The sequence below is a fragment of the candidate division WOR-3 bacterium genome (genome assembly GCA_039803925.1).
Lineage (GTDB): Bacteria > Hydrothermota > Hydrothermia > Hydrothermales > JAJRUZ01 > JBCNVI01.
This window is the reverse complement of record JBDRZL010000002.1, coordinates 74,725-96,733: the sequence shown is the minus strand read 5'-3', so window position 1 is coordinate 96,733 and position 22,009 is coordinate 74,725. Positions and strand designations below refer to the sequence as shown.

Genomic DNA, 22,009 nt, shown 5'->3' with positions numbered 1-22,009 from the left:
GCGAGGTGAATTTAAAGAATTTAAAATACAATTATAAACAGATTATAAAAAATACAAATCTTGTCTTTTTCCCAGTTATTAAAACAGATGCTTATGGTGTTGGATTAAAGGAAGTTTCAAAAGCTTTGCAAGAAGAGGGAGCAAAATTTTTCTGTGTAGGTGACATAGAGGAAGCTATTAAACTTAAAGATTCTGGGATTGAGGGAGAAGTGATTATTTTAAACCCCATTATGATAAATGACTTTTTAGAAGCAGTGAAAAGGGATTTTGTTTTACCTATATGGGATAAAGTTTTGATAAAAGAACTCAAAAAAATTACAAATAAATTGCAGAAAAAAGCAAAAATTCAGGTAGAAATTGATACCGGAATGGGAAGATGTGGTGTTCCCATAGAAAAAGCTTATCCTCTTATTGATGAGCTATTAAACACAGACTTTATCGAAAGATTTGGAATATTTACACATTTTTCTAGGGCAGAAAATGATAAATCTTTTACCGAGGATCAGATTGGAAAATTTTTAAACTTTATAAACTCCCATTTTCCCTCAACTGGAGAATTTTTTAAATTTATTCATGCTTCAAATAGTGCTTCTTATCTTTTATTGAGAGATAAAGTTCTTTCCTTTCCTTTCAATTCTTTTAGATTAGGTCTTTTAATGTATGGAGTTTATCCTGATTCTTCTATTAAAAATTTTAAAAATTTAAAACCTGCTGTTAAAGTTGTAGCAAAAATTTTAAAAGTTGAAACACTCAAAAAAGGTTCTTACATCGGTTATGGAGGTTATTTGCGTTTAAGAAAAAATACAAGGATTGGTGTTGTTAACTTTGGCTATTCAAAAGGAATAATGAGAAATGTATGGGAAAAAGGTTACTTTATAGTAAATAAAAGAAGGACAAAAATACTTGGAACATTGAGTATGGATTTAAGTGTTTTAGATTTGAGCTCCTTTCCTGAAGTTAAACCTGGTGATGAGGTAATTATTGTTGGTAGTTCTGGAAAAGATGAGATAACTTTTAATGATCTTAGCGAATGGTCTTTAACAATACCCCATGAAGTTTTTGTGAAAATTTTAAGTTCGTTACCAAAAGTTTATGTATAAAGGTTCAATTCCTAAAAATTTTTTAAAGTTTATGAAAAAATTTTTTCCCTTGTTGTTTATATTTTTCCTCTTTCAAGGGGAAAGAGTTCATACTGTGAAAAAGGGAGATACCCTGTGGGATATAGCATCCTATTATTATGGTAATCCCTTTTTCTGGGTTGCCATATGGAAGGTAAATATTGATAAAATTAAAGATCCCCACTGGATATATCCTGGACAAGAGTTTTACATTCCCGAAATTCCACCTACTGAAGGTGTTCTTTTCCCTGTATATGGAGTAGAAAAAATTGAAAAGAAACCTATATCACCTGAGGAAGTTGTTGAAATTAAAGTTGTTGCTCCACCTGTTCCTGCTGTTGCTAAGGATCTTGTTCTATCTTCTGGAGTAATAGCACCCAGATCTTCAGTTTCATACCTTGGGATGCTAATAGGTTCGGAAGATAAAAAGGATAGATTCTTTTACTGGGACAAAATTTATATAAATAAAGGTAATCTTGATGGAATAAAGCCAGATGATAAATTTTTGACATTCAGATTTGGAAAAGAGATAAAATCAAGAAAAAAAGGTTCCCTTGGAGTTTTAGTAGAACCCCTTGGAATAATAAAGGTTATAAGAACAGAGGATAATTCTTCCCTTGTTTTACTTGAAAAAACCTTTGATATAATTAACTCAAAAGATGAGAATTATTTTAAAGAAATAGAATTTCCTGATATTCCTTATGATGTTAAGATTTATCCTGTTAGTGATAGAAAAATAGAAGCAGAGATAGTTTATATTAAAGAAGAAGCAGGAAAAGAAATTGAACCTTTTGATATAGTTTTTATTGATGCTGGAAAGAATGATGGTGTAAAGATTGGAGACCTTTTTGAGATTTATAGGGAAGGAGAAACTGTTAGGGATAAACAAACAGGGAAAATAATAAAATTACCATATATCTTTATGGGAACACTTCAGGTTTTGAATGTCTCTGAATCTTCTTCTACCTGTTATGCGAGGGCTGTCGCAAAAGGTGGAATAAAAATTTATGATAAAGTAAGGCTTGTGGGGGAGGTGAAAAAAGAATAATTTGATGGATGCGTATATTATCTTTGCTCCTGGAACTAACTGTGATGAGGAAACTTTATATGCATTGAGAAAAATTGGGTTAAAAGTAGATTTACTTTTACTTAAAAATTGGCTGAATAACCCTTCAATTATTTTAAAATCAAAACTTTTAGTTTTTCCTGGGGGTTTTTCTTTTGGAGATTATATTAAGGCAGGAAAAGTTTTTGCCTTTTATATAAGGGAGAAATTGTGGGATTCCCTTTATGAATTCTATAAAAGGGGAGGTTATATAATTGGTATATGTAATGGTTTCCAGGTCCTTTTAAGGAGTGGGGTTCTTCCCTTTTTTGATGGTAAAGTCCATGCATATCTTTTAAAAAATGAAAGTGGTGAATTTGAAGATAGATGGATTTTTTTGAAAGGTGAGGGAAAAAGTATTTTTGTAAGAGGTCTTGAAATACCTCATCCTTTTCCTATTGCTCATGGTGAGGGCAAGTTTTTTGCAGAAAAAAAAGTAATTGATTTTCTTGAAAAAAATAATTTAGTTGCTTTCAGATATGTTGATGAAAATGGGAATCCTGTAAAAGATTATCCCTTTAATCCAAATGGTTCAATTAATTCAATTGCTGGTATAACTGATCCTGAAGGAAGAATTCTTGGAATGATGCCCCACCCAGAAAGGGCTTTTGAAAGATTTCAAATTCCTTCAATTTTTGAGGTAAAAAGAGAGCCAGGTTTTTTAATATTTAAAAATGTCAAAGATGAAATTTTTAAAAAGAGTAGAAGGAGTGCTTAGAAAAAGATTTATAGTAAGAATATCTTTAATCTTTTTTATAGAGTTTGTTTCAGCTGTTATCTCAATGTTTTCAATTATTCAAGGATATTATTATATTTTTTCCTTATCTTTTTCTGTTTATCTTTTTTTTGCTTATTTAATTTATTTAGAAATAAAAAGATTTTCACTTTTTCTAAACTGGATTTTAAAATGTGATTATGAAGAAAAAATTCCTGATTTAATTTTGAAAAGGGATGACGATCTTAAAGAATTTATCATTTCTTTTAAAGGGAGATTATCAGAGGAAGCAAGATTAATAAGGGAAAAAAAAGTTCTTGAAGAATATAGAACTTCTTTCTTATCAAGAATTTCCCATGAAATTCTTTCGCCTGTTTCTGTGATTAAGGGTTATATAAATTTATTATCAAAAAAGGAAAATGATATAAAAAAACTTGATTACATTGAAAAAATAGTAAGAAGTGTTTCCCGTCTTGAAACAATGATAAATAATTTTATTGTCAGCGCAAGAGAAGGATTATACCCCACAAGTTTTGAATTTAAAATTTTCGACCTTACTGAACTTCTTTTTGAAATTTATGAAGAAAATTTACCTATAGCTCATGAAAGGAATATAAATTTTGTTTTAAAGATGCCTCCTTTTCCCAATACAGTTATCGGTGACCCTGAGGCTTTAAAATCAGGAATTACAAATATTTTAAATAATGCTTTTAAATTTACAAATCCTGGTGGTAAGGTTTCAATTGAGGCAGAAAAAGTGGATACTAAAATAAAAGTATCCATAATTGATACAGGTCCGGGGATAAGTAAAGATGAACTTCCTTATATTTTCAGACCTTACTTTCAGGGAAAGTATTCAAGAACAAAAAAACTTGGTATGGGATTGGGACTTTCAATAGCGAAGGAAATTATTGAAGCCCATGGATCAGAGATTTATGTTGATTCTGAGCCAGGCAAAGGTTCCAAATTTTATTTTTATTTACAGATGAAGTTATAAACTTGATAATAGTAAGAGTTCCAAACTGGATAGGTGATGCGGTTATTTCAAGGGGATTTTTAAAAGCTCTTATGAAAAAATTTGATAGAAAGATTTTTGTTATAGGAAAAGAATTTTTAAGGGATATTTTCTATGATTTTGAGTTTAAAGGATTTAAGACATATAAGGAATATTTTGAAATTTTAAAATCTTTAAAGGATAAAGGTTTTAATGAAATCTATATATTACCCTTTTCTTTTTCATCTGCTTTTTTCCCTTTTTTTGTTGGGATAAAAATAAGAATAGGTTTTGAAAGTGATAGAAGGGGATTTCTTTTGACTCACAAACTTCCTCCTTTTTACATTAAAAGAGAACATCTTTTAAAAAGTTTTTTGAGATTAATAGATATGGAGGAAAGTTATACTTTATATTATCCTGAATTAAAAAGATTTTCAGATAGGGAAAGAAAAAATACTGTTATAATTGCCCCCCACGCCACTTATGGAAAGGCAAAAGAGTGGGTTTTTTTTAAAGAACTTTCCGAATATTTACTCAAGGAAAAATTTGAGGTAATTGTTATAGGCAGAAAAAAGATTGGGGAATATCCTGAGGGAGTTATTGACCTAAGAGGAAAAACTGATTTAAAAGATGTTTTAAAAATTATTTCAGAGGCAGAATATGTCTTCAGTAATGATTCAGGTATTGCTCATATAGCGGGAAGTATGGGGAAAAAAGTTTTTGTATTTTTTGGTTCAACATCTCCCTTATGGACGAAGCCCCTTGGGAAAAATGTATATATATTTTATAAAAAGGTTTTCTGTTCCCCATGTTTTGAAAGGACCTGTAAATACAATACCTATGATTGTATGAAAAAAATTACTATTTATGAGGTTGAAAAATTTTTTTCCATTGTAAAATGAAAAGATTTACAAGAATTGAATCCTCTGCAGGTGGAGGTAAAACAAGTGAAATTGTTAAGAGGTATATAGAACTCATAAAAAAAGGAATAAAATTTGATAGGATACTTGCCATAACATTTACAAATAAGGCAAGTGAAGAAATGAAAAGGAGAATTTTAAAAAATTTAAAAGAACTTGCGCTATCTGATGATGCTTTTATTTTTAAAGTTTTAGATGGAAAGGAAGGAATTATAGATAACTTTTCAGATTTTTCCCTTAAAACAATAGATGCTTTTTTATTTTCCCTTTTAAAAAGCTGTGCCCTTGACCTTAAAATTCCCCCTGAACCCGAAATTGAAGAAAAAGAGAGAGAAAAAATAAAAATGATTATAGATGAAGTTTTAGCTCAGGTAGCGAATGATTCTTTCTTAAAAAATAAAATATTAAATTTTTTAAATTTTATCTCAAGTATATCTCAATCACTTAACCCCTATGAAAATTTTATTGATTATTTTAGCTCTTTTCTTGATAAGGAAAGGATACTGGGAGAAAATTATGAATTTTTAGGGGGAAATTTAAAAGATTTCTTTTTATTAATCAAAAAAAATCTGGAAGAGAAAAAAAAGAAAGAAGGTTTCATTTTCCTTTCAGATATTTCTATTCTTGTTTTTAATTATGTTAAGAATTCTGATGTTCCATATCTATTTTTTAAACTGGGTGAAAAATTTTATCATTTTCTTGTTGATGAATTTCAGGATACAAGTATAATTCAGTGGAAAAGTCTAAAACCACTTGTTGAAAATGCTCTTTCAGGTATGGATCCTGAAGGAAATAAAGGAACTTTTTTCTATGTTGGCGATCCTAAACAATCAATTTACAGGTGGAGGGGAACAAGATGGGAACTTTTTGATGATATTATCAAGGAATTTGAGGGTAAGATTGAAGAAAAGGATTTTGAATTTATTTATAAAGATATAAATAAAAGGAGTCTAAAAAATATTGTAGATTTTGTAAATGATATATTTGATATTGAAAATTTAAAAAATTATTTTGCCAAAATAAGTGATAAAAAGAAAAATTATATTAAATATTTTTTTGAAGTAGAAAGGGTATATAAGAATGTTAAACAGAAACCTGATAACAATAAAAATTCTGGTGGTTATATTGAATTTAAAGTTATAAAAGGTTCAAAGAGTGAATCTGAAGATGAAATTCTTTTTTATTTAAAAGAAATTATTGATGATTTATTAAAAAATAGAAAAAGAAGTTACGGTGAAATTGCGATACTTGAGAGACAAAACAGTGATTGTCAAAAAATTGTTAATTTCTTACTCGGTGAGGGTTATCCTGTTTATACCTCTTATGATGTTAGTATAGAAAATTTACCTTTGATAAGAACGATAATTTATTTCTTTAAGATTCTTGTAAATGAAAATGATAGAAATAGTTTCTTTAATTTGATTCAAACTGAATTTTTCTCAAAAATTTTTGAAGTTGATGAAAAAATTATTAAAAAGTTTCTTTTGAGTGATAAAAGGGATTTAAAGGAATTTTTTAAAATTTCTCCCCTTTTTGAAAAAACTTATAAATATTTTAAAGATTTATCTAAAATTTATTCTCCCTACTATCTTTTACTTGAATTTGATTATGTTTTCAAAATTTCTGAAAAATTTTCAAAAGAGTACTTACATCTTTTATCCCTTTTAAAGGGGACATGTGAAGAACTTGAGAATATATCAATTTATGAATTTGTAAAAAAATTTGAAAAGTTTCCCTACTTATTTTCTCCCTCTTCTAAGGATGCGATAAATGTTTTGACAATACACAAAGCAAAGGGTCTTGAGTTTAATATTGTTATTTCTCTTTTTTCTTCCTTTTTTGAATTTGAGGAAAGGGATAAATTTATTATTTATGATAAGGATATTGAAAATCCAAGGATTTATTTAAAAAAAGAATGTGATGATGAAACAAAACTTTATAATGAAACTTTAAACATAATTCAAGAGTTAAATTTGCTCTATGTTGCGCTGACAAGGGCAAAAGAAGAGATTTATTTTGTAATTTGTGATAATAATAATAAAAAAAATTATGGTCATTTTATTCTTGATTTTCTTAAAAGAAATTTTGGTGAAAGGAAATTTTATAAAATAGGTGAAAAAGTAGAAGTTGAAAGAAAATCTTATGAAAAGGAGGAGTTAATTTTTTATAGAAGAAATCCCATTTCTATAAAGGAACTAAAAAATAAACTTTTTGTAAGAAGTGAATTTGAAAGTGAAATTTTAAATCACGATGAATTATTAAGGGGTGAATGGATACATCTTGTTCTTTCTAATATAAAAAATTTGAATGAACTAAACTTTGATAAAGAAATTGAAAAATCCTTTGAGAGGGCAAAATCAATTTGGAAAAGGTATGGATCTTTTGATGAGATTTCCTTTGAAAAAGTTATTTATTTTAAAACAAAAATCAAAAAGGAATTTTTAAGGGAATTTTTTTTTACTGATAAGAAAATAAGGACAGAATTTGAGGTGGTAAATGAAAGAGGAGAGGTTTATCGTATTGATAGAATAGTTTTTGGTGATACAATCAAGGTTATAGAATTTAAAACAGGTAATGAAAAGTCTGATTTCCATTTTTTGCAGGTTAAAAACTATCTTAATATAATTAAAAAAATATTTGGTGAAAAAGTTAGAGGTTATCTTATATATTTAGACAGGGAGGAAGTTTATGAAATTTGAGCCTGAAATTGTTATTTATAAAACACCTCAAAATATTTTAGAAAAAATATGTGATGAAATTGTAAAGGAAGGGGATGATTTTTCTGAAATTTTAATTATTTTTCCAAATAAAAGACCAAAGGTTTATTTAAAGAAAATTTTAAATGAAAAATTAAAAAAGCCTTTTATAATGCCTCAGGTTTTTTCTTTTCAGGAATTTGCTTATAAAGTTTTAGTGGAGAAAGAAAGTTTGGAATTTATTGATATACTTGATGCTGTTTATATTTTAAAAGATATTTTTGATAAAAAGGATAAAAAAATTTTTGGAGAAAAGTTTTCTGATTTCTTTGAGTGGGGTTTAAGGATATTAAAAGCAATGGATGAACTTATCATGAATGAAGTTGATTTTGAAAAGGTAAAAATTTTAAAGGAATATGCTGATATTCCAGAAAATGTGAAGGCAATTCTTGACATATTGAAGGAAATTAAGGAAGAGTTTTGTGATGAGATTTTGAGAAGGAAAAAAATTTTGGATTTTATTTTATTTAAAAAATTGAAAGAAATGGATTTTGATCTTGATTATAAAAAGGTGATATTTGCAGGTTTTTATGCACTTCTTCCCCTTGAAGAGTTTTTTATTAAAAAGATAATGGATAAATGTCCCACAAAGATGATATTTTTGATGACGAGGGAAAGTGATGCCATATTTAAATTTTTGAAAAAGAATGGATTTAATTACAAAATAGTTGAGTCTGAACTTGAAAAGCCAAAAATTAATTTTATTAAGTTAAATGATTTTTATACTCAATCAATATATGTCAGGGAAAAGTTAAAAGATGTTTTAAAAGGTGGAGATTTTACAAAAATTGGTATAATATTACCTGAACCCTTGCATCTTGAATCACTTATTGGTGAGATAGGAACTGATATAGATTCAGATTTTAATATCAGTATGGGTTATTCTTTTAGATTAACCCCCTTATTTTCTTTAATAAGGAATTTCTTTGAAGTTAGAAAAAGTTCAAAGGATAATAAAGTATATTTTAGTTCTCTTCTTAATTTTGTAAATCATCCATTTATTATATCCTGCTTTAAGGATGAGGTTATAAAAATTGATAATAAAGTGAAGAATTTGAATCAGGAAAAGGGCAAGGTTTATTTTTCATTTAATGAAGTTGTAGAAGATAGTTTTGATAGAGAATTCCTTTTTATTTTAAATTGTGTTTTTGTAGAGGTTAAAACTATAAAAAATTTTATTGAAAATATGCGAGAAATTCTTGATATTTTATATAAGAGGTTTAAAGGTAAAGAAAATACTCTTTTTGAAATTTTTATGAATGAAACTTTTAAAATTTTTAATAAACTTCTCCAGACAGAGATAAAGGATATTGATTTTGAGATAGAGGATCTTTCTAAAATAATTTTATTTTATTTAAAAAGAGAAATCATTCCCTTAAGGGGAGATCCTTTAAAAGGATTTCAGATAATAGGAGTTCTTGAAGCAAGGCTTATTCCTTTTGAAGTTATTTTTTTCCTTGATTTAATAGAAGGAATATATCCTAAAAGTTATAAATATGACCCAATTCTACCGGAAAGTTTAAGGAAAATACTTAATTTACCTTCCTACAAAGAAAATGAATCCATTTATGCTTATAATTTTTATCAGATAGTAGAAAATGCTCATGAGGTTTATCTTTTATTTTATGAAGATGAAAAGAATGAGGGTTATTCTGAATCAAGATTTATTCAGAGACTTTTATGGGAAAAGGAAAAAGAGGAAAGAAGAGTTTTATATGATGAAATCCCCTTTTATAGTTATACTCCCCTTTTAACAAAAGAAAAAAGAAAAATTATAGAAAAGGATGATACGGTTATTAATATTTTGAAGAAGAGGGGAGAGGAAGGGTTTCATGTTACAGAGATTGATGAATATTTAAAGTGTCCTTTTAGTTTTTATCAGAGGGTTATTTTGGAAAATAAAGAGGAAAAAGGTATAGAGGAAGATATTGAGAGCACAAAACTTGGTGAATTTTTGCACAGGGTTATGGAAGAATTTTATATCATGAATTTTAAAGATAAAAAGATAACATGGAATGATAGTTTAAAGAATAATTTTTTAAATTTTTTATCAGAAAAATTTGATGAATTTTTTGGTAAGGAGAGGGAGACCTTATGGGTAAGAAAAGAATATTTAATTTTGAAGATGGGAAAATTTGTAGAAAAAATTAAAAATGAGAGAGAAATTTTAAGGAGTGTAGAGGTAAAGGTTGAAGAGGAAATAGATATTGATGGTTTCAAGGTAAAGATAAAGGGAAAAATTGATAGAATAGATGAGATTAATGGTTCTTTAAGAATTGTTGATTATAAAAGTTCAGGAAGTAATTTAGGTTTTCCATATGTTCCTTCTGATTTAAAAGACAGAAGATGTATTATAGAAGAGGTTAAAAGTCTTCAGATTCCCATTTATGCTGTGATTTATAATAATAAAAATAACTCTCTGGTAAAAAGAGGGGCCTATTATATATTCAGTTCAGGAGAAATTAAAGAGTTTGAGTTTGGAGAAGTGATAAAAAGAACAAAAAAGAGTGTTTTGAATTTGAAGGATGCGGAAGAAATTTTGGTTAATGTTTTGAGTGAAATTTATAATAAGGATATTCCTTTTGAACCAGATTCAAAGACAGGTAATTGTAGGAATTGTCTTTATCGTGGTATATGTGGAGAGTTTTAGTTTGTAAAGATTTTTTATTTATAATTAATTTTAAAAGGAGGAAAAAATTATGGATGAAAAAATCAAGGAAATTCTTTTGAGTTATAAAAACATAGTGACAATAGGTTTTTCAAATAATCCTGAAAAGCCAGCGAGAAGGGTTCCTGCTTTTTTAATTTCAAAAGGGTATAATGTTATACCTGTAAATCCCAATCATGATAAGATTCTTGGTAGAAAAAGTTATAAAAGTTTAAAAGAAGTTGAGGAAGATATTGATATTGTGCAGGTTTTCAGACCACAAGAGGAAGTTCCGAAAATTGTTGAAGAGGTAATTGAGAGAAAAAAATCAAGAGGTGATATTAAGGTTTTATGGCTTCAAGAAGGCATTAAAAGTGAAAGTGCTAAAAAGTTGGAAGATTTTGGGATAATAGTTATAGAGGATAAGTGTATGTATAAAGAGTATAAAAGATTGATAGAGGAAGGTTAAAAGTTTTTGTTAGCCGCAGGCTTTAGCCTTCGTAAAAATCATTAATAAAGGGGGATTTTTTAATTACACCGCGTATAAAGACTTCGTGAGCTTTATAAGAACTTCTTACAAAAGGACCTGAAGCACAGTATAAAAAACCCATTTCAAGTGCAATTTCTTTATAATATTCAAATTTTTCAGGATGAATGTATTCTTTTACTTCAAGGTATTTTTTGTGGGAAGAGGGTCTCAAATATTGACCTATCGTTACTATATCAACACCAACATCCCTCAAATCCTTTAAAGTTTTTATAACTTCCTCTTCAGTTTCTCCAAGACCAAGCATTATACTTGATTTTGTATAGATATCAGGTTTTAATTTTTTAGAATTTTCAAGAACTTTTAAACTTGTTCTGTAACTTGCTCTTCTATCCCTTAAAATTGGTGTTAATCTTTCAACAGTTTCTACATTATGAGAAAGAACATCAGGTTCTGAATCAAGAACTATTTTTAAAGAATTTATACTTCCTTGAAAATCAGGTATTAAGGGTTCAACAAGAATTTGAGGATTTAATTTTTTTATTTCTTTTATAGTTTTTGCAAAATGTAAAGCACCACCATCAGGTAAATCATCTCTATCAACAGAAGTTATTACAACATATTTTAAATTCCACTCTTTTATTGCTTCAGCAACCCTTCTTGGTTCATCGGGGTCCAAATATCCACCTGGATTTCCTGTTTTAACATTACAGAATCTACATCCTCTTGTACATACATCTCCCATTATCATAATTGTTGCTGTTTTTTGACCCCAGCATTCATTTATATTAGGACATAAGGCTTCCTCACAAACAGTATGAAGTTTTTTTATTTTTAAAGTTTTTTTAACTTCAGCATAGCTATCATTAAATGAAAGTTTTATTTTAATCCAATCTGGTTTTCTTATATACAATTTAAAAAAATTTTACGCCCCGGGCAGGACTCGAACCTGCAACCTTCGGGTTAACAGCCCGCCGCTCTGCCTGTTGAGCTACCGGGGCGTCTTTTAATTATAACTTAAATTAAAAAAATTTTCAATCATTTAGGGAGCAGGACTCGTAAGCCGGATTCTGTTTAAGGTGGTCATTTATCTATGCGGCTACCCGGGGATTCGTTGGAGCGGGCCACTCCAATAACCTCCCCTGTTTGCCTTGCTCCGGGTGGGGGTTGCAAAGATCCTGATATAATCTATCAGGATAGGGGCATCTCACCCCTTCATCACGGGTTACCCCGTGACCGGTGGGCTCTTACCCCACCTTTTCACCCTTACCCTCCCTATTAAGGGATGAGGCGGTATTTTTTCTGTTGCCCTTTCCTTCTTCCCAAGGAGGGAAGAACCTTCTTTTTCAGAAGGCACCCTGCCCTCTGGAGTCCGGACTTTCCTCCCTTCCCTTTTAAAGGAAGAGCGACCACCCGGTCCTGCCCCCATTTCCTATATTAAATTATAGGTCCTTTTATAAAATTTTCAATACTTTCCACAAATTCTTCTGATGCCTTTTCATCCTTTTTCAAAAGGTCTTGAATAACAAAAAGATAATACTTTGTCATTTCATAGTCATTTCCTTTAAAAGAATTTAAATACCTTCTTATAAAAAATATTTCTCTTGAATGAATACCAAGTAAAACCATTAACCTGGTGTAAAGCTCCTTCCCCCTCTTATTTTTTCTTATAAATTTTAATTTTTTCTTTAATTCTTTTATTTTCTTCTCAGAAGAAGAAAGAATTTTAAGTTTTTTCTTATCATAACAAATTTCAGGATTATTTAAATTAAACCTTAAAAAATCTATTAACTTCTTGTGCTCCTCTGAATAACTTTTCAAAAAATTTAACATTCTTTGATATTTTTTATAGTTTCTAAGTTTTTTATTTAAAATTATGGTTAAATATATCCTCTTTATCAAAAGCCCTATTAGTTTAAATAAAATTTTGAAGATTTCCATCAAAAAAAATATAAGATAAAAAATGAAAAAAATCAATATTTTACCTTATTCTTAAAATATGAGTTTAATTTTTTTCTTTATAGTTTCTTTGAGTTTTGTAAGACCATACCCATTTCAAAGGAGTTCTCCAGGATATGATGTGTTGCATTACAATATAAATTTAAAAATCAGACCCGAAACAAGAAATCTATCAGGCTATGTAGAATTTATAGTGGTTGTTACAGAAAATTCACTTAACAGTATTAAATTTGAGGCAGATGATATTTTCATTGATAGTGTTCGCATTATGAATAGAAAAATTTTGAGTTTTTTTTATCCTGATTCTGACCTTGTTGAATTTGTTCTTCCTTACAGAATTTTTAAAGGCGAAACATTAAGTTTTAAAGTATACTTTTATAAATTTTATCCTGGCAATTTTCCAGTTGATAAAATGAGGGGAGTTTTCTTTCACTCAAACAGTATGGTTTTTACTTTCTCTGAACCCCAAGATACGAGAAGGATTTTCCCCTGCTGGGATGAGCCCTATGATAAAGCAACACTTAAAATTAAATTTAATGTCCCTTATGGATATGAAGCTATTTCAAATGGGCTCTTAATGCAAAAATCAGAATATCCTCAACATGATTCTACTGTCTTTGTTTTCTATGAATCCCACAATATAGCAACATACCTCATTGCCTTTTCTATTTACCATAAATATCAAATTCTTTATGATTACTATCAGGATAAACCCCTTTTTTATTATGCGGTAGACGAAAATAATAGAATTGTGGCTGAACGTTTAAAACCTTTTCATAGAGAAACAATAGATTTCTTTTCAAAAAAATTTCTCAAATACCCTTTTTCCAAATATGGAGTAGTTTCAATTTTTGATTTTCCTGGAGGAATGGAGAATCAAACAATTACCTTTGTAAATCCTGGATGGTGGAGTGATACAGGTAACATTTATAAATTTGAATATGGTTTTGTTCACGAACTTGCCCATCAATGGTTTGGAGATCTTGTTACACCCTCTGACTGGAAGGAAATATGGTTGAATGAAGGTTTTGCCTCTTATATGGAAGTTTTATGGGCAGAGTATAAACATGGGAGAGAAAAGGCTATAAAAATTCTTGATGAATTTAAAAATTTATTTTTCAGTGTTGATTCAAATGAGCTTTATCCTATTTTTGATCCGAGGGATACATATTTTAACAGTCAAAGGTTTCTTCAAATTATTTATAAAAAGGGAGCTTATGTTTTACATATGTTAAGAAAGTTAATTGGTGACAATAATTTCTTTAATGCTATTAAAGATTACTTAACTCTTAATGCTTATGGTAATGTTACAATTTCTGATTTTCAGAGTGCCTGTGAAAAATATTACGGAAATTCACTTTTCTTTTTCTTTGAAGAATGGCTAACAAGAAGTGATTACCCGCGTTTTAAAATTTATGATACAACTTATCCCATTGGTGCAAATCTTTATTTAAACGAAATAAGAATAAGACAGAAATTTCCACCTTATATTTTGCCTTTTAAAGTCGCTCTTTATAATGATAATGAAGCTTATTTTAAAGATTTATGGATTGATGATACCTTTGAAATTTATAAAATTCAAACTTTGTATGTTCCTGATTCCATTGTTTATAACCCAGAAAAGGAGATTCTATGTAAAATCATAAGTGGTCCTGTTATAAAGGGAAAAAAGCTTCTTGAAAATATATATGTTTTTAATGATAAGGGAAATGTTCTTTTTAATTTTAAAATAAATAAGAAATCAGATGTAAATATAAAAATTTTTGATGGAACAGGGAGAAATGTTAGAAACCTTGTGCGTGATGTTTTTGAACCAGGTGAGTATAAGGTTTTATGGACAGGCAAAAGTTCTTCAGGAAGATTTAAATCAACTGGAAATTATTTTCTTTTACTTGAAGCAGGAGGAACAAAAATTTTTAAAAAGTTTATTTTAATCAAATAATAAACTTAAAGGTTTTATTCCATCAGCAAAGAAGTTTTCATCTATAATTTGAAGTTTTCCTATTTTTTTAATATAAACATTTTTGAAGTTTTCTTTTAGGATTTTTAAAATTTCTTTTTTAAAAGGATGAATGCTCATTCCCTGTATAAAATTTTCAATATTTTTAATTTTTTTAACTAAATTTTCAAAGTCTGAAAATTCAAAGATATTTATAAAACCTTTTGATATGAAAATATTTTCAGGATTCAATTTTATATAAAATTCTCCTATTTTTTCTATTTTTTCTTCTTCAGAAAGATGAATGTAAAAATTGAATAATTTTTCCCTTTCACTGAATAAACCTTTTATTTTTAAAAGTTCTTTTTTTAATTTTTCCAAAAATTCATTAAAAATATTTTTATGAACAAAAATAATTGTTGGAGATAAACAACCTGAATGGGAAAAATAAGTAATATCCTTTATAAATTCTTTTATTTTTACTTTATCCGTAATAATTGAAACACTTGTCTTACTTCCATATTCTATAATTTTTTTTGACTTATCAATATTTTTTTTAAATTCCTTTATGGTTCTATCAGATCCGATAAGAACAAAATAATCAAAATCTTTTATTTTTTCCTTTAAATTTTCCAAATCTTCATTAACAATCTTAATATTTTTAAAATTATTTTTTTTCAAATAGTCAAGGAGTTTATTAGAAAGTTCCATAAAATTTCTACTTGGTCTCCATAATATTTCTTCTGAAACAAGAATTAAAAAGTAAAGATATTGAATTTCTAATAAAGGAATATTACCAGGAGTCAATAAAAAACTCTTCTTTTTTTTAATTTTTTTCAATTTTGAAAAAAGTAAGTCTTTTTTAATTTTTTTAAGCAATTTATTTTTATTACTAAAAATTGAGAACATATTATAAAGAGGTTCTTCAAAATACTTAAAACTTTTTCCTTTTTTTTCAATATTTTTTTTTATAAATTCTCTTTCCCTTTTCCAAAAAGAACTTAAAGTATTAGAGTATTTTTCTAAAAGAAATTCAATTTCTTTTTGTCTTATCATATATTAATTTTATGGAAAAAACAGAACTCTTTGAAAAATGGCAAAAGTTAAAAAACTTCCTTAATGCTGATTCCCTTAAAAAGGAAAAGGAAAATTTGGAGAGGGAATCAGCATTAGAAGGATTCTGGCAGGATAAGAAGAGAGCAAAAGAAGTTATGGAAAGGTTAAATGAAATTAAAGAAACACTTAAATTTATAGAAGAAATAGAAAAAAAATTTGAAGAATTAAAGGAACTTGAGTTATTGAAAGAAGAAGATAAAGATTTAGGTGAGGAGATTGAAGAAGAAATAGGTAAAATAATTAAAGAATTGAATAAGAAAATAGAGGAAATTGAGATAAAACTTATACTTGATGAACCAGATGATCACAAAAATTGTATTTTAACAATTCATCCTGGGGCAGGTGGAACAGAATCAATGGATTGGGCTTCAATGCTTTTGAGAATGTATTTAAGGTTCTGTGAGAGAAAAGGTTTTAAGGTAGAAGCCGATATACAGCCAGGAGAAGAAGCGGGTGTAAAATCAGCAACTTTATTTATAGAGGGAAAGTATGCCTATGGGCTTTTGAAAGCTGAAAGGGGTGTTCATAGGCTTGTAAGAATTTCACCTTTTGATGCATCAAGAAGGAGGCACACTTCCTTTGCAGCAGTGTTTGTTTATCCCGAAGTAGAAGAAGTGGAGGTAGAAATAAATGAAGATGATCTTGAAATAGAAACTTTCAGAGCTTCTGGTCCTGGTGGTCAGCATGTTCAAAAGGCATCAACTGCAATAAGAATAAGACATATCCCTACAGGAATAGTTGTATCATGTCAGAGTGAAAGATCCCTACATCAGAATAGGATGTATGCGATGAGAATTTTAAGGGCAAGGTTAAAAGAGTATTATGATAAAAAACAGAAAGAGAAACTTGAAAAACTGGAAAAAGAAAAAACCGATATCGCATGGGGTAATCAGATAAGGAGTTATATCTTGCATCCTTATAAACTTATAAAAGATCACAGAACAGGACTTGAAACAGGAAGAGTTGATGATGTTCTTGATGGAGATATAGAAGAATTTATAAAAACTTATCTTTTAATGGAGGGAAAAAATGAAGGAAAAGAGAATTTATCCTGAAGAATATAAAATACGTTTTGAAAAACTTCAGAAATTAAAGGAGATGAAAATTGAACCCTTTGCTTACAGATTTGATGGAAAAGTGGATATAAAGGTAATAAGAGATAGGGAATCTGAACTTCTTGATAAAGAAGTAAGAACTGCAGGAAGACTAAAATTTTTCAGGGATTTTGGAAAATTAATTTTTGCCGTTATTGAAGATGAAAGTGATAAATTGCAGATTGTTCTTGAAAAGAGTTCTTTAAATGAGAAATATCAAATTTTTAGAAAGTATATAGATCCAGGAGATATTATTGGTGTTGAGGGAAAGTTGGGAAAAACTCAGAAGGGGGAGCTTTCAATATTTGTGAAAGATTTTATTTTACTTACAAAGGCACTTTTGCCTTTACCTGAAAAATTTCATGGATTACAGGATAAAGAGCTCATGTACAGAAAGAGGTATTTACATTTGATTTCTGATTTAAATTCAAGGGAAGTTTTTAAATTAAGGACTAAGATTTTTGATTTTATAAGGAATTTTCTCAATAAAAATAAATTTATTGAAGTTGAGACCCCAATTTTACAGCCCATATATGGTGGTGCAACAGCAAGACCCTTTAAAACTTATTCAAATGCTCTTGATACAGAACTTTATTTAAGAATTTCAAATGAACTCTATCTTAAAAGGTTAATTGTAGGTGGTTTTGAAAGAGTTTATGAATTTTCAAAAGATTTTAGAAATGAGGGAATAGATAAAAGCCATTATCCTGAATTTACACTTCTTGAAGGTTATATTGCCTATTGGGATTATGAAATTTTATCTCTTTTTATTGAGGAATTGTTATATTCTCTTGTTATTGAAATTAAAGAAAGTAGTCAAATTGAGTATCAAGGTCAGAAAATTTCCTTTGAAAGACCCTTTAAAAGAATTAATTATATTGAATATTTAAAGAGTAAAATTGGATTTAATCCTTTAGAGGCTGATGTTAAAAAACTTCAGAATGTGGCTAAAGATCTTGGTATAGAGGAAAATAAATATCCAAAAGTTCTTGATAAAATTTTTGATTATTTTTCTTCAAAGGAATTTATAAACCCTACTTTTGTTTTTAATTATCCAAAAGAACTTTCACCTCTTGCAAAAAAGAAAAGGGATGAGGAAAGACTTACAGAAAGGTTTGAACTATATATTGCAGGTATAGAGGTTGTGAACGCTTTTTCAGAATTAAATGACCCAATAGATCAGGAGGAAAGATTTTTAAAACAGGTAGAACTCAGAGAACTGGGTGATGAGGAAGCTCATGCTTTTGATGAGGATTATATTGAGGCTCTTTCCTATGGAATGCCTCCAACAGCAGGGTTTGGTATAGGTATGGATAGGTTGTGTATGATACTTTTAGATAAGCCTAATATAAGGGATGTGATTTTATTTCCAGGTTTAAGACCGAAAAAATAGTGAGAATTTATCTATTTTTAATAAGAAGATTTTTGAGACTCAAGAGTGGTTTTTTACTTTCAATCCTTGCTTTTCTCTCAATTTCAGGGATTTTTTTAGGTGTTATGGCATTAATCCTTGTTACTGGTGTTATAACAGGTTTCCATTCCGAGATAAAAACAAGAATTTTATCATTAACGCCTCATATTCTGATTCAGAAGTTTGGGGGAGAGAAAATAGAAAATCCTGATAGTATCATAAAAAAGATAAGTAAAATTAAGGGAATTGAGAGGGTTATTAAATACAAGATAACAAAAACCTTATTTAAAAATAAAATTAATATTGATGGCGGTCTTGTAAGAGCTTTACCTGACGGAGATTTTCCTTTAAAAAGAAAGTTGAAAGAAAGTATTATAGAAGGAGAATTCAGTTTAAGGGAAAATGAAATTTTACTTGGTGATTATCTTGCTTATAGGTTAAGAGCAAATATAGGTGATACTATACTTCTTATGATCCCTTTTGAGGAAAAGTTCTCTCCTCTTTTTTTTCCTGTAAAGTCTGAAAAATTTGTGGTTTCAGGAATTTTTGATCTCGGTTATTATGAATACAATTCTTCTTTTGCCTTTATATCATTTGAAAAATTTGAAAAGATTTTAAGATCTTCAAATACACTTTTAGAAGTTGTTTTAAGAGAACCTTATAATGCTGAAATTGTAAAAAAGAAAATTGATAAGGAGTTGAGATACCCTTTTTATAGTGTTACCTGGATAGATATGAATAAATCTTTATTTTCTGCACTTAAACTTGAGAAGCTTGCTCTTTTTTTGATTCTTTCAATTTTGATTTTTGTGGCCTCTTTTATGATAATGGGGAATTTATTTGTTTTAATGGCAAAAAAAACAAGGGAAATAGGTATTTTAATGAGTATGGGTTTTAAAAAAGAAGATGTTTTTAAAATTTTTTTACTTGAAGGTTTAATACTTGGAAGTATAGGTATAATTTCAGGAGTAATGATTGGTTCTTTTTTAGGTTTTATAGCCGGAAAGTATAAACTTATCAAACTTCCTCCTGATGTTTATTTTATTGATTATATGCCTGTGGTTATAAGTTTAAGAGATATTTTATGGATTTTTCTTTCTTCTTATCTAATAGTTATTTTTTCCTCAGTAATACCTGCGATTAAAGCATCAAAAATTTTGCCAAGAGAAGCTCTGAGATATGAGTGAAATTATTTTAAGAGCGGAAGGTCTTTATAAGAGTTTCAATTCTCCAAATGGTAAAATTGAAGTATTAAAAGGAGTGGATTTAGTTATAAGAAAGGGTGATAAAATTCTTATTCAGGGTCCTTCTGGTTCAGGTAAAACAACTCTTTTAATGCTTCTTTCTTTTCTTGACAGACCTGATAGTGGTAAAATTTTTTATATGGAAGAACTTATTTCCTTGGAAGATGAAAGAAAGTTATCTTTATTAAGGAATGAAAAATTTGGATTTATATTCCAATTTTATAATTTAATAAGAGAATTGAATGCCCTTGAAAATGTTATGGTTCCTCTTTTGATAAGGGGAGAAAGTGTTAAAAAAGCAAAGGAAAAAGCAAAGATAGTTCTTGAGATGGTTGGATTAAGTGAAAAAATATATTCTTTTCCTACAGAGATGTCAGGAGGAGAGGAGCAAAGGGTAGCAATAGCAAGAGCAATCGTTGGGGAACCTGAAATAATTTTTGCTGATGAACCAACTGGTAGTCTTGATGAAAAGAATGCTTTAAAAGTTATGGAGATTCTCTTTGACCTTGTGTATAAAAATAATGTATCTTTGATTATGGTTTCACATAATCCTTTATGGACAAAATACTTTAATTTATCTTATTATTTACAAGAAGGAAGGTTAAAATTAATAAAATGAAAGAAAAAATGGAAAAAATTTGTGAAAAATGTAAAAAGAATAAAGCAGAGGTAAAACTTGTTATTTACGAAGGTGGTAAAAAGCAAGTTCTTGAACTCTGTAAAGAATGTGCTGAAAAGGAGTCTATAGGGATTTCTCCTTCTCCATATCCTGTCCCTAAAAAAGAAAATCCTGTTTTAAAACCTGAGGAAGATCTTGCTTGTGTAAATTGTGGTTTAAAATTTTCTGAATTTTTAAAAATAACCAAATTTAAGTGTGAAAAATGTTATGAAAGTTTTGAACCAAATATAAGTAAGATAATCTATGATTATCATAAAGCAAAGGAGCATAAAGGTAAAATTTATAAGGGAGTTTATGAGCCCAATAAGGAATTCAGGTTGAGAGTTTTAAAAAGAGCACTGGAAGAAGCGATAAATAGGGAGGAATTTGAAAGAGCTGCTCGACTCAGAGACCTTATAAAGGAGGTGGAAAAAGGAAATGATACCTGAAAGATTTAAATGGATGAGTGAAAAGATTCCTTTTTGGTTAAAACTTATAAGTCCTGTTTATGGTGATATTGTTCTTTCTATAAGAATAAGACTTGCGAGAAATTTAAAGGGTTATAATTTTCCCTTATATCTTGATGAGGGAAAGAGGGCTAAAATTTTTAATTTAATAAGAGATGCTTTTTATTCAATTGAAAAATTGAAAAACCTTAAAATCTACGAGATTGATGAACTTGAGAAAATTGAAAAAGATTTTCTTGTAGAAAGACACCTTATATCAAAAGATTTATTGAAAGATGGAAAGGGTAGAGGTGTTGTAATGGATATGGAGGAAAAGATAAGTATTATGATAAATGAGGAAGATCACTTAAGAATTCAGGTTTTTTATCCTGGTTTTATGTTTGAGGAAGCTTTTATGAAAGGAATGGAAATAGATGACCTTATTGGTTCTACTCTCTTATATGCATTTCATAATAAATATGGTTTTTTAACAACCTGTCCTACAAATGTTGGTACAGGTTTCAGAGTTTCCTCTCTACTTCATCTGCCTGTTTCTGTTTTATCAGGAAGGATTCAGGAAATTATCAATTTTGCTGTCAGTAATGACATTACGGTAAGGGGTTATTATGGTGAAGGTTCAGAGGTTATGGGAAATATTTTTCAGTTTTCTTCCTTGAGAACTTTTGGAAAATCAGAAGAGGAAATTCTTTCTAATTTTAAGGATGTACTTTATAAAATAATAGATATAGAAAAAGAAGAGAGGGAAAAAATTTTAAAGAGTGCAAAAGATCTAATAGAGGATAAGGTTATGAGAACCATAGGTATTTTGAAAAGTGCTAAATTTTTGAATTCAAAAGAGGTTATGGAGTATACCTCTCATTTAAGGATGGCAGCGGGTATGAATATCATTGATATTAATATTGAAAAGATCAATGAAATAATGCTTTTAAATCAACCAGCCCATATTCAGATTTTATTCGGAAAAGTTATGGAGGAAAAAGAGAGGGATAAATTTAGAGGTATTCTTGTAAGGTCAAGACTTAATCTTTCATGAGAGATAAATTTTATTATACAATAAAGGAAGTTTCAGAAATTACAGGAATTAAACCTCATGTAATAAGATACTGGGAATCTCAAATTCCAGCTTTAAGACCAAAGAAAATAAGGGGAAGAAGGTTTTATACAAAGGAAGAAATAAATATTATAAACCTTATCAAAAAGTTACATTATGAAGAGAGATTAACAATTGAAGGAGTTAAGAAAAAAATTTTAAGTATGAAAGATAAAAAACAAATTGATCTTCCCCTTGAAAAAGATGACAGGAGAATTTTAAAAGAAATAAAATTGGAACTTTTGAAAATAATTGAATACTTAAAGTCTTGAAAAATTTTATTGTAGCA

Annotated in this window: 19 protein-coding genes, 1 tRNA gene and 1 other RNA gene; 16 read left to right on the top strand and 5 right to left on the bottom strand. The window is 28.6% G+C overall.

Going from position 1 to position 22,009, the window contains the following annotated elements:
• Positions 1 to 5 precede the first annotated feature (5 nt).
• From alr to ABIN17_01565, 8 genes are read left to right on the top strand one after another with little or no spacing between them, the layout of a single operon-like run.
• Complete coding sequence (gene alr, locus ABIN17_01600) at positions 6 to 1,100, top strand: alanine racemase (GenBank protein ID MEO0283755.1); 1,095 nt, start codon at positions 6 to 8, stop codon at positions 1,098 to 1,100.
• A gap of 31 nt (positions 1,101 to 1,131) precedes the next feature.
• Positions 1,132 to 2,166, top strand: coding sequence for a LysM peptidoglycan-binding domain-containing protein (locus ABIN17_01595; protein ID MEO0283754.1), 1,035 nt, complete (start codon positions 1,132 to 1,134; stop codon positions 2,164 to 2,166).
• Between the two features lie 4 nt (positions 2,167 to 2,170).
• Complete coding sequence (purQ, locus tag ABIN17_01590) at positions 2,171 to 2,941, top strand: phosphoribosylformylglycinamidine synthase I (protein MEO0283753.1); 771 nt, start codon at positions 2,171 to 2,173, stop codon at positions 2,939 to 2,941.
• Positions 2,907 to 3,935, top strand: coding sequence for a HAMP domain-containing sensor histidine kinase (locus ABIN17_01585; protein ID MEO0283752.1), 1,029 nt, complete (start codon positions 2,907 to 2,909; stop codon positions 3,933 to 3,935). The genes purQ and ABIN17_01585 overlap by 35 nt, the downstream gene beginning before the upstream one ends.
• Positions 3,936 to 3,937: 2 nt before the next feature.
• Complete coding sequence (locus tag ABIN17_01580; GenBank protein MEO0283751.1) at positions 3,938 to 4,834, top strand: glycosyltransferase family 9 protein; 897 nt, start codon at positions 3,938 to 3,940, stop codon at positions 4,832 to 4,834.
• Positions 4,831 to 7,551 carry a UvrD-helicase domain-containing protein gene (locus tag ABIN17_01575; protein ID MEO0283750.1) on the top strand — a complete coding sequence of 907 codons (2,721 nt, stop codon included), beginning with the start codon at positions 4,831 to 4,833 and terminating at the stop codon, positions 7,549 to 7,551. The genes ABIN17_01580 and ABIN17_01575 overlap by 4 nt, the downstream gene beginning before the upstream one ends.
• The gene (locus tag ABIN17_01570; GenBank protein MEO0283749.1) at positions 7,541 to 10,258 is read left to right on the top strand and encodes a PD-(D/E)XK nuclease family protein; all 2,718 of its coding nucleotides are present in this window, start codon (positions 7,541 to 7,543) and stop codon (positions 10,256 to 10,258) included. Before ABIN17_01575 ends, ABIN17_01570 begins: the two co-directional genes overlap by 11 nt.
• 49 nt (positions 10,259 to 10,307) lie before the next feature.
• Positions 10,308 to 10,724, top strand: a complete 417-nt coding sequence (locus ABIN17_01565; protein ID MEO0283748.1) for a CoA-binding protein — start codon at positions 10,308 to 10,310, stop codon at positions 10,722 to 10,724.
• 22 nt (positions 10,725 to 10,746) lie between these two features.
• Here ABIN17_01565 and lipA read toward each other — a convergent pair whose 3' ends face one another.
• The 4 genes from lipA to ABIN17_01545 all read right to left on the bottom strand — a co-directional run bounded on the left by lipA (position 10,747) and on the right by ABIN17_01545 (position 12,683).
• A complete protein-coding gene (gene lipA / locus ABIN17_01560) occupies positions 10,747 to 11,655 on the bottom strand; it encodes a lipoyl synthase (GenBank protein MEO0283747.1) in 909 nt (302 codons plus the stop codon).
• A gap of 15 nt (positions 11,656 to 11,670) precedes the next feature.
• Positions 11,671 to 11,743 (bottom strand) — tRNA-Asn (locus ABIN17_01555).
• A gap of 42 nt (positions 11,744 to 11,785) precedes the next feature.
• An RNA gene (rnpB, locus tag ABIN17_01550) (RNase P RNA component class A) lies at positions 11,786 to 12,167 on the bottom strand.
• A gap of 12 nt (positions 12,168 to 12,179) precedes the next feature.
• Positions 12,180 to 12,683, bottom strand: a complete 504-nt coding sequence (locus ABIN17_01545; protein ID MEO0283746.1) for a hypothetical protein — start codon at positions 12,681 to 12,683, stop codon at positions 12,180 to 12,182.
• Positions 12,684 to 12,741: 58 nt separating this feature from the next.
• On the opposite strand from ABIN17_01545, the gene ABIN17_01540 reads away from it, so the two are divergent.
• Positions 12,742 to 14,643: a M1 family aminopeptidase gene (locus ABIN17_01540; GenBank protein MEO0283745.1), complete on the top strand. Its 1,902-nt coding sequence runs from the start codon at positions 12,742 to 12,744 to the stop codon at positions 14,641 to 14,643.
• Here the strand turns inward: ABIN17_01540 and ABIN17_01535 are convergent.
• Positions 14,632 to 15,696, bottom strand: coding sequence for an aldehyde dehydrogenase family protein (locus ABIN17_01535; protein MEO0283744.1), 1,065 nt, complete (start codon positions 15,694 to 15,696; stop codon positions 14,632 to 14,634). The two genes, ABIN17_01540 and ABIN17_01535, sit on opposite strands and share 12 nt — an antisense overlap.
• An 11-nt stretch (positions 15,697 to 15,707) precedes the next feature.
• Here ABIN17_01535 and prfB point away from each other — a divergent pair, with 11 nt between their 5' ends.
• From prfB to ABIN17_01500, 7 genes are read left to right on the top strand one after another with little or no spacing between them, the layout of a single operon-like run.
• On the top strand, positions 15,708 to 16,811 hold the full coding sequence (prfB, locus tag ABIN17_01530) for a peptide chain release factor 2 (protein MEO0283743.1): 1,104 nt from the start codon (positions 15,708 to 15,710) through the stop codon (positions 16,809 to 16,811).
• On the top strand, positions 16,786 to 18,243 hold the full coding sequence (lysS, locus tag ABIN17_01525) for a lysine--tRNA ligase (protein MEO0283742.1): 1,458 nt from the start codon (positions 16,786 to 16,788) through the stop codon (positions 18,241 to 18,243). The genes prfB and lysS overlap by 26 nt, the downstream gene beginning before the upstream one ends.
• On the top strand, positions 18,243 to 19,448 hold the full coding sequence (locus tag ABIN17_01520; protein MEO0283741.1) for an ABC transporter permease: 1,206 nt from the start codon (positions 18,243 to 18,245) through the stop codon (positions 19,446 to 19,448). The genes lysS and ABIN17_01520 overlap by 1 nt, the downstream gene beginning before the upstream one ends.
• Positions 19,441 to 20,124, top strand: a complete 684-nt coding sequence (locus ABIN17_01515) for an ABC transporter ATP-binding protein (GenBank protein MEO0283740.1) — start codon at positions 19,441 to 19,443, stop codon at positions 20,122 to 20,124. The genes ABIN17_01520 and ABIN17_01515 overlap by 8 nt, the downstream gene beginning before the upstream one ends.
• The gene (locus tag ABIN17_01510; GenBank protein ID MEO0283739.1) at positions 20,121 to 20,612 is read left to right on the top strand and encodes a UvrB/UvrC motif-containing protein; all 492 of its coding nucleotides are present in this window, start codon (positions 20,121 to 20,123) and stop codon (positions 20,610 to 20,612) included. The genes ABIN17_01515 and ABIN17_01510 overlap by 4 nt, the downstream gene beginning before the upstream one ends.
• Entirely contained in the window at positions 20,602 to 21,663 is a 1,062-nt protein-coding gene (locus ABIN17_01505; GenBank protein ID MEO0283738.1) for a protein arginine kinase, read from the top strand. Before ABIN17_01510 ends, ABIN17_01505 begins: the two co-directional genes overlap by 11 nt.
• Positions 21,660 to 21,992: a MerR family transcriptional regulator gene (locus tag ABIN17_01500; protein ID MEO0283737.1), complete on the top strand. Its 333-nt coding sequence runs from the start codon at positions 21,660 to 21,662 to the stop codon at positions 21,990 to 21,992. The genes ABIN17_01505 and ABIN17_01500 overlap by 4 nt, the downstream gene beginning before the upstream one ends.
• Positions 21,993 to 22,009: the final 17 nt, after the last annotated feature.

What these genes read in the sequence shown, in the direction of transcription:
- ABIN17_01585 (MEO0283752.1), top strand. Translation starts at nt 2,907, where the DNA reads ATGAAATTTTTAAAAAGAGTAGAAGGAGTGCTTAGAAAAAGATTTATA.
- ABIN17_01570 (MEO0283749.1), top strand. Translation starts at nt 7,541, where the DNA reads ATGAAATTTGAGCCTGAAATTGTTATTTATAAAACACCTCAAAATATT.
- ABIN17_01500 (MEO0283737.1), top strand. Translation starts at nt 21,660, where the DNA reads ATGAGAGATAAATTTTATTATACAATAAAGGAAGTTTCAGAAATTACA.
- ABIN17_01565 (MEO0283748.1), top strand. Translation starts at nt 10,308, where the DNA reads ATGGATGAAAAAATCAAGGAAATTCTTTTGAGTTATAAAAACATAGTG.
- ABIN17_01575 (MEO0283750.1), top strand. Translation starts at nt 4,831, where the DNA reads ATGAAAAGATTTACAAGAATTGAATCCTCTGCAGGTGGAGGTAAAACA.
- ABIN17_01515 (MEO0283740.1), top strand. Translation starts at nt 19,441, where the DNA reads ATGAGTGAAATTATTTTAAGAGCGGAAGGTCTTTATAAGAGTTTCAAT.
- ABIN17_01540 (MEO0283745.1), top strand. Translation starts at nt 12,742, where the DNA reads ATGAGTTTAATTTTTTTCTTTATAGTTTCTTTGAGTTTTGTAAGACCA.
- ABIN17_01505 (MEO0283738.1), top strand. Translation starts at nt 20,602, where the DNA reads ATGATACCTGAAAGATTTAAATGGATGAGTGAAAAGATTCCTTTTTGG.
- ABIN17_01510 (MEO0283739.1), top strand. Translation starts at nt 20,121, where the DNA reads ATGAAAGAAAAAATGGAAAAAATTTGTGAAAAATGTAAAAAGAATAAA.
- ABIN17_01535 (MEO0283744.1), bottom strand. Translation starts at nt 15,696, where the DNA reads ATGATAAGACAAAAAGAAATTGAATTTCTTTTAGAAAAATACTCTAAT.
- ABIN17_01595 (MEO0283754.1), top strand. Translation starts at nt 1,132, where the DNA reads ATGAAAAAATTTTTTCCCTTGTTGTTTATATTTTTCCTCTTTCAAGGG.
- lysS (MEO0283742.1), top strand. Translation starts at nt 16,786, where the DNA reads ATGAAGGAAAAGAGAATTTATCCTGAAGAATATAAAATACGTTTTGAA.
- purQ (MEO0283753.1), top strand. Translation starts at nt 2,171, where the DNA reads ATGGATGCGTATATTATCTTTGCTCCTGGAACTAACTGTGATGAGGAA.
- prfB (MEO0283743.1), top strand. Translation starts at nt 15,708, where the DNA reads ATGGAAAAAACAGAACTCTTTGAAAAATGGCAAAAGTTAAAAAACTTC.
- ABIN17_01545 (MEO0283746.1), bottom strand. Translation starts at nt 12,683, where the DNA reads ATGGAAATCTTCAAAATTTTATTTAAACTAATAGGGCTTTTGATAAAG.